We start from the raw sequence: 12,517 nt of genomic DNA, 5'->3' as shown, positions 1-12,517 counted from the left end.
GTAATGAGTAATGCTATGAGCGTGATTACCCCCGTCGCGACGACGATGCGCCGGATCGCTGAGCAGGATAACCCGGCAATCGCCGCCGTTATCCGCACCGTTTCTGCCGAATATGGCCTGACGGCTGACAAAGGCTACACGGTTGCCGACCCGAACCTGGACGAGCTTTACCAGCTCTACAGCCAGCCAGGGCATGCCTACTGGGTAATCGAGCTGAACGGTCAGGTTGTGGGCGGCGGCGGCGTGGCGCCCCTCAGCTGCAGCGAGCCGGATATCTGTGAGCTGCAGAAAATGTATTTTCTGCCAACGGCGCGCGGGCAAGGGCTGGCGAAAAAGCTGGCGCTGATGGCGCTGGACCACGCGCGCAAGCAGGGTTTTACCCGCTGCTACCTGGAAACCACCGCTTTCCTCAAAGAGGCCATCGGCCTGTATGAACATCTGGGCTTTGAGCATATCGATGCGCCGCTGGGCTGTACCGGCCACGTTGATTGCGAAGTCAGAATGCTGAAAAGTCTGTAAGTTTCGTTCCTGCCCTGTTCTGTTAAGCGGCTGTAAACTGAATGCTCTACACTCTCAGTTCACACCACAACGGGGGAAACACGATGTCGAAGATAAAAAGCTACGCCGCACCGCAGGCGGGTGCAGAACTTGAGCTGTACGAGTACGATGCGGGCGAACTAAAAGCAGAAGACGTCGAAGTACAGGTTGATTACTGCGGGATCTGCCACTCGGATCTCTCGATGATCGATAACGAATGGGGCTTCTCGAGCTATCCGCTGGTTGCCGGGCACGAAGTCATTGGCCGCGTCGTGGCGCTCGGTAGCGCCGCGCAGGACAAAGGGCTGAAGGTAGGCCAACGCGTGGGCATTGGCTGGACGGCACGCAGCTGTGGTCACTGTGACGCCTGTATCAGCGGCAATCAGATCAACTGCCTCGAGGGCGCCGTTCCCACTATTCTGAACAAGGGCGGTTTTGCCGACAAACTGCGCGCCGACTGGCAATGGGTGATCCCGCTGCCGGACAGCATTGATATCGAATCCGCAGGTCCGCTGCTGTGCGGCGGTATCACCGTCTTCAAACCTCTGCTGATGCACCACATCACCGCCACCAGCCGCGTGGGCGTCATTGGTATTGGCGGCCTGGGGCATATCGCCATCAAGCTGCTGCACGCGATGGGCTGTGAAGTCACGGCGTTCAGCTCCAACCCGGCGAAAGAGAAAGAAGTGCTGGCGATGGGTGCGGATAAAGTGGTGAACAGCCGCGATCCTGACGCGCTGAACGCGCTGGCTGGGCAGTTTGACCTGATCATCAACACCGTTAACGTCGATCTCAACTGGCAGCCGTACTTTGAGGCGCTGGCCTACGGCGGTAACTTCCACACCGTAGGTGCCGTAATGAAGCCGCTGCCGGTTCCGGCGTTTACCCTGATCGGCGGGGATCGCAGCGTGTCAGGCTCCGCGACCGGTACGCCGTTTGAGTTGCGCAAGCTGATGAAGTTTGCCGGACGCACCAAAGTGGCGCCGACCACCGAACTGTATCCGATGTCGAAAATCAACGAAGCGATCCAGCACGTGCGTGACGGCAAAGCCCGCTACCGCGTGGTGTTGAAAGCGGATTTTTGATGTGACATTGGCGGGGAATGTGCGGCCTGATGCCCTCACCCCAACCCTCTCCCACAGGGAGAGGGCGCACACACTAAAAACGGTAACGATCGTTACCGTTTTGCATCTACCATGGCCTTAAACACCTCAGCCACCGCGACCGCACCGGGATCCATTACCCCATCCAGATTCTCTTTATTCACATACGATGAACGTCCCGCGCCGGCTTTCGCCATTTTCGCCGTTGCTTCGGCACCGTGCTGTGCGGCCTGCGCCGCTGCCTGAAGATCGCCATTCTTCAATGCTTCAAGCGCCGGCTGCAGCGCGTCGATCAGGGTACGATCGCCGAGATCTGCCCCACCGTACTGCTTCATCTGCGCCAGCCCGCTGAGCAATGCCTCGGGCAGCGGCTGACCATCGTGAAGCTTTTGCCCGGCCGCGGTGAAGAAGATCGACATCAGCACCCCGCTCGATCCGCCCATCACCGTCGCCAGCCGCTCGCCCACCAGCAACAGCAGCGTCGATACGTTATCAAGCGGGAGCTTGCGATCCTCCAGACGCTGCGCAATATCCCGCGCCCCTTGCGCAAAAGTGGAGCCGGTATCGCCGTCGCCCACTTTGGCATCCAGCGCGTTCAGTCGGTTTTCCAGCTGGAGCAGCGTTTTCGTCACCGAGGAGACATACTCGCCCACCCGCAGATTGTCCGACGGAGTGTATTCCACGCGATCGTGAATGGCGGTATGCGCCACGGTGCGCAGTGGCGCAAACGCCACGGGCTTCTGCCAGCCCAGCGTTTCGACCTCGGCGTGAATCGCCTTTTCAAAGAAGTCATTAAGCTTCAGCAGCGTGAGCGAAAAGCCCTTCATGTCCAGCGCGCTCACCAGCGGCGCGGGGCCTATCAGGTACGCGATCTCCTCTTTCAGCGCCGAATGCGCCAGCTCTTTGGTCAGCAGCGCCATCTCCAGCGCCGATACGCCGCCGAGATTGTTAATCAATACCGCAAACCGCCCTTCTCCCGCCTGCGCGCGTAACGGCGTCACCAGCGTGTCGATAATGGCTTTACTGTTCTGCGTATCCACGACGGAAGCACCGGGCTCGCCGTGAATGCCCAGCCCCAGCTCGACATGGCCCTGCTTAATGCGCCCCTCTTCCTCGTCGCTGCCCGGCAGGTTGCACGTTTGCATCGCAACGCCCAGGCTCCAGAGGTTATCGCAGGCCTGTTGCGCAATATCCCGCACCTCGCTTAGCGATTTACCGTGCTCCGCCGCATAGCCCGCAATCTTGTGCACCAGTGCCGTACCGGCAATACCGCGCGGCTGTTTGTTATCCGGCAGCGCGATATCGTCCGCCACGATCGCCATCTCCACCTTCAGGCCGTAGCGTTTGGCCTTTTCTGCCGCCAGACCAAAGTTCAGGCGATCGCCGGTGTAGTTTTTGACGATCAGCAGACAGCCGCGATCGCCCGTGACCGCCACAATGGCGTTTAGCACCGCATCCACGCTCGGCGAGGCAAACAGATCGCCACACACTGCCGCCGTCAGCATCCCTTTGCCAACAAACCCGGCGTGCGCGGGTTCGTGGCCTGAGCCGCCGCCGGAGATCACCGCCACGCGGCTTTTATCCCAGTCGCCGCGTGCGACGATCCTGATGGCCGGATCGATATCAAGTTTGACGAGATTTGCGTGTGGCGCAGAAAGCAGTATGCCTTCAATGGCATCGTTGACCAGCTGTTTGCGATCGTTAAAGAAGAATCTGGACATCGTTTCCCACTATTTTTGTGAACCGTATGCAAAAGCATAGTCCGCGCTGGATAATGCGCCGCAAAGTCAGGAATTTACTCAACCAAATTGCGGCCAGATTGCCTATACTCCCCCCAGGACAAAGAGAGGAAGCGCATCATGAGTACACCATTGTTAATTGCCAGGACGCTGGAAAAAGAGCTGTATTTACTGCCCTCGATGGCGAACCGCCACGGTCTCATCACCGGAGCGACCGGGACGGGGAAAACCGTCACCCTGCAAAAGCTGGCGGAGTCGCTTTCGGAGATTGGCGTACCGGTCTTTATGGCTGACGTGAAAGGCGATTTAACCGGTGTGGCTCAGGAAGGAACGGCCTCTGAAAAACTGCTCGAACGGCTGAAGAATATTGGCATTACGGACTGGACGCCGCATAACAATCCGGTAGTAGTGTGGGATATCTTTGGTGAGAAAGGCCACCCGGTGCGCGCCACCGTCTCCGATCTCGGCCCGCTGCTGCTGGCCCGTCTGCTTAATCTCAACGACGTGCAGTCCGGCGTGCTGAATATTATCTTCCGCATTGCCGACGATCAGGGGCTGCTGCTGCTTGATTTCAAAGATCTGCGCGCCATTACCCAGTACATCGGCGATAACGCCAAATCCTTCCAGAACCAGTACGGCAATATCAGCAGCGCCTCGGTGGGTGCCATTCAGCGCGGGTTACTGACGCTGGAGCAACAGGGCGCCGAGCACTTCTTCGGCGAGCCGATGCTGGATATCAAAGACTGGATGCGCACCGACAGCAGCGGCAAAGGCATCATCAACATTCTGAGCTCCGAGAAGCTCTACCAGATGCCAAAGCTCTACGCCGCCAGCCTGCTGTGGATGCTCTCCGAACTGTACGAACAGTTACCCGAAGCGGGCGATCTGGAAAAACCGAAGCTGGTCTTCTTCTTCGACGAAGCGCACCTTCTGTTTAACGACGCGCCGCAGGTCTTGCTGGATAAGATTGAACAGGTCATTCGCCTGATCCGCTCCAAAGGCGTTGGCGTCTGGTTTGTCTCGCAAAACCCGTCGGACATTCCGGATAACGTTCTCGGCCAGCTCGGTAACCGCGTGCAGCACGCCCTGCGCGCCTTTACGCCGAAGGATCAGAAAGCGGTGAAAGCCGCCGCGCAAACCATGCGCGCCAATCCTGCCTTTGATACCGAAGCGGCGATTCAAGCGTTAGGCACCGGTGAAGCGCTGATCTCCTTCCTTGATGCGAAGGGAAGCCCGTCCGTGGTGGAACGCGCCATGGTGATCGCGCCCTGCTCGCGCATGGGGCCCGTTACCGACGATGAACGTAACGGCCTGATTAACCACTCTCCGGTTTACGGGAAATACGAAGACGAGGTGGATCGCGAGTCCGCGTTCGAGATGCTGCAAAAAGGGGTGCAGGCGACAACGGAGTCGCAGGATGCACCTGCCGCTAAAGGACAGTCCGTCGCCGTGGATGACGGTATTCTCGGGGGGCTCAAAGACATCCTGTTCGGCAGCACCGGGCCGCGCGGCGGCAAGCGCGACGGCGTGGTACAGACCATGGCGAAAAGCGCGGCGCGGCAGGTCACCAATCAGATAGTGCGCGGCATGCTGGGAAGTCTGTTAGGCGGCCGTCGCCGGTAGACGGGGAACCCACGGGCGGCCAAGCGCTGAACCCTGCACACCGTTCTCCTGCAGATAGCGGTCGATTTCCACCATCCCCGTCCAGCGGTTCTCACACCATAGCGGTGCCAGAAGCGTTGGACGGCGGGCGCTGGCCGAGATGCGATGGTAGACAATTTCCGGCGGGGTGTGGCGAATCATCTCCCCCGCCGTCACCGTATAGTCCTCAAGCTCAATTCCGCTTAACCGCCCGGCTTCCCAGGCTTTCGCCATAATGCTTCCCGTAACGATATGCAGCGGGTGCAGCTTAATGCCGTCCACGCCGGTTTCAACCACCTTTTCCAGCGTCTCCAGGCCGTGCTGCTGCCCTTCACCCGGCAAGCCGACAATCAGATGCGAGCAGACCTTCAGCCCGCGCTCGCGGGCCAGGCGCGTGGTGCGCTGGTAGCAGGCGAAATCATGACCACGGTTAATACGGTGCAGGGTTTTGTCGTGCGCGGTCTGCAAGCCCAGCTCCAGCCAGATCTCGTAGCCTTGTTCTTTGTACTCGCTGAGCAGGTCCAGCACCGCGTCCGGTACGCAGTCCGGGCGCGTGCCCACGCACAGCCCAACGATGTTAGCCTGGCTGACGGCCTGCTGATACATAGAGCGCAGCACCTGCACCTCCGCCCACGTGCTGGTGTAGGCCTGAAAATAGGCCAGATACTGCTTCGCGCGGTTCACCTGGCTTGCCTGATGGACAAGCTGTTCAGCGATAGATTTATGCTGCTGGGCTTCGTCAGCAAAGGACGCAACGTTACAGAAGGTGCAGCCGCCGCGCCCGATGGTGCCATCGCGATTCGGGCAGCTAAACCCGCCGTGCAGCGTCAGCTTATGAACCTTTTGCCCGTACCGCTGCAAAAGATCCCCACCAAACATATTGACTAATTTCTGTAACTGCATAATCTGATAGACCGTCCCGGAGAAAGGGGACAAGCCTGCCACTTTTAGCCTCTGTCGGCGATGACCTGGATCAATCGTCCCGGACGGCCTTTATCTATATGAATAAATACTCAGGATTACTGCAATTTCATTCACGCCATTCGTGATTACTTTTCCTTATGTTCTGATTGTTTTTTTCATTTATAGCGCCACCACTGAAAAACAGTGGGTTTATGCGGGTTTGCAGCCGATACCAGATTATTATTCTGCTATAAAACTGCTATTCAGCACGCTACATTGATAATACCGCTTTCATATAGTGAGTCAGATCACACTCCGCTGCGTCCTGCCAGGGCATACATTCAATGTAAAAATAGTTAAATAGCATTTACTTTCAAAGACATAAACGCTCTTTAGCACATTTTTGTATAAATAAGATTGCCATTTGACCTGTGTACCAATTCCCGATAAGTTGGAAATCCGCTGGAAGCTTTCTGGATGAGCGGCCTGCTCATCATATTTATGCAGTAATTGAGATTCCCTCTGAAGCAAGTCCTCAAACTTGTTTACCTGCGCGAAAGGATGAAAAAGAGGGCGAATGCGAGGTCCGCGTATGAAACGCAAACCCCGTCGCCATGCTCTTTCTGTGCCTGTGCGCCACGGTAAAGTTCAGTGGGAAGCCCGACGAGCCTGGGGAGGTTCACTGATATGTTGTACGATAAATCCCTTGAGAAGGATAACTGTGGTTTCGGCCTGATCGCCCACATAGAAGGCGAACCTAGCCACAAGGTAGTGCGTACTGCTATTCACGCACTGGCCCGAATGCAGCACCGTGGCGCTATTCTTGCCGATGGTAAAACCGGCGACGGTTGCGGCCTGCTGCTGCAAAAACCGGATCGTTTCTTTCGCATCGTGGCGGAAGAGCGCGGCTGGCGTTTAGCCAAAAACTACGCTGTCGGCATGCTGTTCCTGAATCAGGATCCTGAAAAGGCTGCTGCCTCACGCCGCATCGTCGAAGAAGAACTTCAGCGTGAAACCCTGTCGATTGTCGGCTGGCGCAATGTGCCAACCAACGAAGGGGTGCTCGGTGAAATCGCCCTCTCCTCGCTGCCTCGCATTGAACAGATTTTCGTCAACGCGCCTGCGGGCTGGCGTCCGCGTGATATGGAACGCCGTCTGTTTATCGCCCGCCGCCGCATTGAAAAACGTCTCCAGGACGATAAAGAGTTCTACGTTTGTAGCCTCTCTAACCTGGTGAACATCTATAAGGGTCTGTGTATGCCGGCTGACCTGCCGCGCTTCTACCTGGACCTGGCGGACCTGCGTCTGGAATCGGCCATTTGCCTGTTCCACCAGCGCTTCTCCACCAACACCGTTCCACGCTGGCCGCTGGCTCAGCCGTTCCGCTACCTGGCGCACAACGGCGAGATCAACACCATCACCGGTAACCGCCAGTGGGCCCGCGCCCGTACCTATAAGTTCCAGACGCCGCTGATCCCCGATCTGCACGATGCCGCGCCGTTCGTGAACGAAACCGGCTCTGACTCCAGCTCCATGGATAACATGCTGGAACTGCTGCTGGCGGGCGGGATGGACATCGTGCGCGCCATGCGTCTGCTCGTGCCACCGGCCTGGCAGAACAACCCGGATATGGACCCTGAGCTGCGCGCGTTCTTCGACTTTAACTCCATGCACATGGAGCCGTGGGACGGCCCGGCGGGCATCGTCATGTCCGACGGCCGCTTCGCCGCCTGTAACCTGGACCGTAACGGTCTGCGTCCGGCGCGCTACGTTATCACCAAAGACAAGCTCATCACCTGCGCCTCTGAAGTCGGTATCTGGGATTACCAGCCTGACGAAGTGGTCGAGAAAGGCCGCGTCGGCCCGGGCGAGCTGATGGTGATCGACACCCGCGGCGGGCGCATTCTGCACTCTGCCGAAACCGATCACGACCTGAAAAGCCGCCATCCGTACAAAGAGTGGATGGAGAAAAACGTCCGTCGCCTCGTGCCGTTCGAAGATTTATCGGATGAAGAAGTGGGTCGCCGCGAACTGGACGACGATACGCTTGCAAGCTTCCAGAAACAGTTTAACTACAGCGCGGAAGAGCTGGACTCCGTTATTCGCGTGCTCGGTGAAAACGGCCAGGAAGCGGTCGGCTCCATGGGTGATGACACCCCGTTTGCCGTGCTCTCCAGCCAGCCGCGCATCATTTACGATTACTTCCGTCAGCAGTTCGCGCAGGTGACCAACCCGCCGATCGACCCGCTGCGCGAAGCGCATGTGATGTCGCTGGCCACCAGCATCGGTCGCGAGATGAATGTCTTCTGCGAGGCCGAAGGCCAGGCGCACCGTCTGACCTTTAAATCACCGATCCTGCTGTACTCCGATTTCAAACAGCTCACCACCATGAAAGAGGAGCACTACCGCGCCGACACGCTCGATATTACCTTCGACGTGACCGAAGCGAGCCTCGTAGAGACGGTGAATGCGCTGTGTGACAAAGCCGAACAGATGGTGCGTAACGGTACCGTTCTGCTGGTGCTGTCCGACCGCAATATTGCGAAAAACCGTCTGCCGGTGCCTGCCCCGATGGCGGTTGGCGCTATCCAGACGCGTCTGGTCGACAAGAGCCTGCGCTGCGACGCCAACATCATTGTTGAAACCGCCAGCGCCCGCGACCCGCACCACTTTGCCGTGCTGTTAGGCTTCGGCGCGACGGCGATCTACCCGTATCTGGCCTACGAAACGCTGGCACGCCTGGTGGATACCCGCGCGATCGACAAAGATTACCGCGCGGTGATGCTGAACTACCGTAACGGCATCAACAAAGGCCTGTACAAGATCATGTCCAAAATGGGCATCTCGACCATTGCCTCCTACCGCTGTTCGAAGCTGTTTGAAGCGGTCGGCCTGCATGACGAGGTCGCCAACCTCTGCTTCCAGGGCGTGGTCAGCCGCATCGGCGGCGCCGGTTTTGCTGACTTCCAGCAGGATCTGGTGAACCTGTCCAAACGCGCCTGGCTGGCACGTAAGCCGCTGGATCAGGGCGGTCTGCTGAAATACGTTCACGGCGGCGAATACCACGCCTATAACCCGGACGTGGTGCGCACGCTGCAGCAGGCGGTTCAGAGCGGTGAATACAGAGACTACCAGCAGTACGCTGAGCTGGTAAACAACCGTCCGGCGGCAACGCTGCGCGACCTCATTGCCCTCAATCCAGGCGATGAAGCGGTCAGCATTGACGACGTTGAGCCTGCATCGGAACTGTTCAAACGCTTCGATACCGCAGCGATGTCCATCGGCGCGCTGAGCCCGGAAGCCCACGAAGCGCTGGCGGAAGCCATGAACAGCATCGGCGGTAACTCCAACTCCGGCGAAGGCGGTGAAGATCCGGCGCGTTACGGCACCAACAAAGTGTCCCGTATCAAGCAGGTGGCATCCGGTCGCTTTGGCGTGACGCCTGCGTACCTGGTCAACGCCGACGTGATCCAGATTAAAGTCGCTCAGGGTGCTAAACCGGGCGAAGGCGGCCAGCTGCCGGGTGATAAAGTTACCCCGTACATCGCCAAACTGCGCTATTCCGTGCCGGGCGTGACGCTGATCTCCCCGCCGCCGCACCACGATATCTACTCTATCGAGGACTTAGCGCAGCTGATTTTCGACCTGAAGCAGGTCAACCCGAAGGCGATGATCTCCGTGAAGCTGGTTTCCGAACCGGGCGTCGGCACCATCGCTACTGGCGTGGCGAAAGCCTATGCGGATCTCATCACCATCGCCGGCTACGACGGCGGCACCGGCGCAAGCCCGCTCTCCTCCGTAAAATATGCGGGCTGTCCGTGGGAGCTTGGCCTGGTGGAAACCCAGCAGGCGCTGGTGGCTAACGGTCTGCGTCACAAGATCCGTCTGCAGGTGGACGGCGGCCTGAAAACCGGCCTCGACATTATCAAGGCGGCAATCCTCGGCGCGGAAAGCTTCGGCTTCGGTACCGGCCCAATGGTTGCGCTCGGCTGTAAATACCTGCGTATTTGCCACCTGAACAACTGCGCAACCGGCGTTGCTACCCAGGACGAGAAGCTGCGTAAGAACCACTATCACGGGCTGCCGTTCAAAGTGACCAACTACTTTGACTTCATCGCCCGCGAAACCCGCGAGCTGATGGCGCAGCTGGGCGTGAAGCGTCTGGTGGACCTGATTGGCCGCACTGACCTGCTGAAAGAGCTGGAAGGCTTCACGGCTAAGCAACAGAAGCTTGAGCTGTCTAAGCTGCTGGAAACCGCGCAGCCGCACCCTGGCAAAGCGGTCTACTGCACCGAGAACAACCCGCCGTTCGATAACGGCGTGCTGAACGCGCAGCTGCTGCAGCAGGCGAAACCGTACGTGGACGACAAGCAGAGCAAAACGTTCTGGTTTGATATCCGCAACACCGACCGCTCCGTGGGTGCCTCCCTCTCCGGCTACATCGCGCAGACGCACGGTGACCAGGGTCTGGCAGCGGATCCGATTACCGCGCACTTCAGCGGTACCGCGGGTCAGAGCTTCGGCGTATGGAACGCAGGCGGCGTTGAGCTGTATCTGACCGGCGATGCCAACGACTACGTCGGTAAAGGCATGGCGGGCGGTCTGCTGGCGGTGCGTCCTCCGGTCGGCTCAGCCTTCCGCAGCCATGAGGCCAGCATCATCGGTAACACCTGCCTGTACGGCGCGACCGGCGGTCGTCTGTTTGCAGCAGGCCGTGCGGGCGAGCGTTTTGCGGTGCGTAACTCCGGTGCTATCACCGTGGTGGAAGGCATTGGCGATAACGGTTGTGAATACATGACGGGCGGGATTGTTTGCGTTCTGGGTAAAACCGGCGTGAACTTCGGCGCGGGCATGACGGGCGGTTTTGCGTACGTCCTGGATGAAGACGGTGAGTTCCGCAAACGCGTGAACCCGGAGCTGGTGGAAGTGCTGGACGTTGATACGCTGGCTATCCATGAAGAACACCTGCGCGGTTTGATTACCGAACACGTGCAGCATACCGGTTCTTCGCGCGGCGAAGAGATCCTGGCGAACTGGCCAGCGTTCTCTGCGAAATTCGCGCTGGTTAAGCCGAAGTCCAGCGATGTTAAAGCCCTGTTGGGTCACCGTAGTCGTAGCGCAGCAGAGCTGCGCGTGCAGGCGCAGTAAGGAATTTAGATGAGCCAGAACGTATACCAGTTTATCGACCTGCAGCGTGTTGATCCGCCAAAGAAACCGCTGAAGATCCGCAAAATTGAATTTGTTGAAATCTACGAGCCGTTTTCAGAAGGCCAGGCCAAAGCACAGGCAGACCGCTGCCTGTCCTGCGGTAACCCTTACTGCGAATGGAAATGCCCGGTACACAACTACATCCCGAACTGGCTGAAGCTGGCCAACGAAGGGCGTATATTTGAAGCCGCCGAGCTGTCTCACCAGACCAACACCCTGCCGGAAGTGTGCGGCCGCGTGTGCCCTCAGGACCGTCTGTGCGAAGGCTCCTGTACGCTGAACGACGAGTTCGGCGCGGTGACCATCGGCAACATTGAGCGCTATATCAATGATAAAGCGTTCGAGATGGGCTGGCGTCCGGATATGACCGGCGTGAAGCAAACCGACAAGCGCGTGGCGATCATCGGCGCGGGCCCGGCGGGCCTGGCCTGTGCGGACGTGCTGACCCGCAACGGCGTGAAGGCGGTGGTCTTTGACCGTCATCCGGAAATCGGCGGCCTGCTGACCTTCGGTATCCCGGCCTTCAAGCTGGAAAAAGAGGTCATGACCCGTCGCCGTGAAATCTTCACCGGCATGGGCATTGAGTTCAAACTGAACGTGGAAGTGGGCCGCGACGTGCAGCTCGACGACCTGCTGAAGGATTACGACGCCGTGTTCCTTGGCGTGGGCACCTATCAGTCCATGAGCGGCGGTCTGGAGAACGAAGACGCGCCGGGCGTGTACGACGCGCTGCCGTTCCTGATTGCCAACACCAAGCAGTTCATGGGCTACGGTGAAACCGCCGATGAGCCGTTCGTCAGCATGGAAGGCAAACGCGTGGTTGTGCTGGGCGGCGGTGATACCGCGATGGACTGCGTGCGTACCTCCATTCGTCAGAATGCGGCACACGTGATCTGCGCCTACCGTCGTGACGAAGAGAACATGCCGGGCTCTAAACGCGAAGTGAAAAACGCGCGTGAAGAGGGCGTGGAGTTCCAGTTCAACATCCAGCCTCTGGGTATTGAAGTGAATGCCAACGGTAAAGTGAGCGGTGTGAAGATGGCGCGCACTGAGATGGGCGCACCGGATGCGAAAGGCCGTCGTCGCGCCGAGATCGTCGCCGGTTCTGAGCACGTGATCCCGGCCGATGCCGTGGTGATGGCGTTCGGCTTCCGTCCTCACAGCATGGAATGGCTGGCGAAGCACAGCGTTGAGCTGGATTCGCAGGGCCGCGTGATTGCGCCAGAAGGCAGCGACAACGCATTCCAGACCAGCAACCCGAAAATCTTCGCCGGTGGCGATATTGTTCGCGGTTCTGACCTGGTGGTAACGGCGATTGCCGAAGGTCGTAAAGCGGCTGACGGGATCCTGAACTACCTGGAAGTGTAAAAAAAAACAGGCCCGATT

Annotated in this window: 7 protein-coding genes; 5 read left to right on the top strand and 2 right to left on the bottom strand. The window is 58.6% G+C overall.

Annotated elements, in window-relative coordinates; all coding sequences use genetic code 11:
• Positions 1 to 15 precede the first annotated feature (15 nt).
• Together IM317_RS02360 and IM317_RS02355 are read left to right on the top strand one after the other, a co-directional pair.
• Entirely contained in the window at positions 16 to 519 is a 504-nt protein-coding gene (locus IM317_RS02360; RefSeq protein WP_033146756.1) for a GNAT family N-acetyltransferase, read from the top strand.
• An 83-nt stretch (positions 520 to 602) separates the two neighbouring features.
• A complete protein-coding gene (locus IM317_RS02355; RefSeq protein ID WP_033146757.1) occupies positions 603 to 1,622 on the top strand; it encodes an NAD(P)-dependent alcohol dehydrogenase in 1,020 nt (339 codons plus the stop codon).
• Positions 1,623 to 1,714: 92 nt separating this feature from the next.
• On the opposite strand, the gene IM317_RS02350 is transcribed toward IM317_RS02355, so the two are convergent.
• On the bottom strand, positions 1,715 to 3,361 hold the full coding sequence (locus IM317_RS02350) for a dihydroxyacetone kinase subunit DhaK (RefSeq protein ID WP_033146758.1): 1,647 nt from the start codon (positions 3,359 to 3,361) through the stop codon (positions 1,715 to 1,717).
• Between the two features lie 138 nt (positions 3,362 to 3,499).
• Here IM317_RS02350 and IM317_RS02345 point away from each other — a divergent pair, with 138 nt between their 5' ends.
• A complete protein-coding gene (locus IM317_RS02345; protein ID WP_033146759.1) occupies positions 3,500 to 5,002 on the top strand; it encodes a helicase HerA-like C-terminal domain-containing protein in 1,503 nt (500 codons plus the stop codon).
• On the opposite strand, the gene IM317_RS02340 is transcribed toward IM317_RS02345, so the two are convergent.
• The gene (locus tag IM317_RS02340; RefSeq protein WP_120785312.1) at positions 4,982 to 5,923 is read right to left on the bottom strand and encodes a TIGR01212 family radical SAM protein; all 942 of its coding nucleotides are present in this window, start codon (positions 5,921 to 5,923) and stop codon (positions 4,982 to 4,984) included. The two genes, IM317_RS02345 and IM317_RS02340, sit on opposite strands and share 21 nt — an antisense overlap.
• 687 nt (positions 5,924 to 6,610) lie before the next feature.
• Between IM317_RS02340 and gltB the strand changes: the two genes are divergently transcribed.
• Positions 6,611 to 11,071: a glutamate synthase large subunit gene (gltB, locus tag IM317_RS02335; protein WP_033146761.1), complete on the top strand. Its 4,461-nt coding sequence runs from the start codon at positions 6,611 to 6,613 to the stop codon at positions 11,069 to 11,071.
• A 9-nt stretch (positions 11,072 to 11,080) separates the two neighbouring features.
• The gene (gene gltD / locus IM317_RS02330; protein WP_033146762.1) at positions 11,081 to 12,499 is read left to right on the top strand and encodes a glutamate synthase subunit GltD; all 1,419 of its coding nucleotides are present in this window, start codon (positions 11,081 to 11,083) and stop codon (positions 12,497 to 12,499) included.
• Positions 12,500 to 12,517 lie beyond the last annotated feature (18 nt).

Origin of the sequence: Enterobacter cloacae complex sp. S3, assembly GCF_014930495.1 — a bacterium.
Classification (GTDB): Bacteria; Pseudomonadota; Gammaproteobacteria; order Enterobacterales; family Enterobacteriaceae; genus Enterobacter; species Enterobacter asburiae_B.
This window is presented reverse-complemented; position numbering and strand designations above follow the sequence as displayed.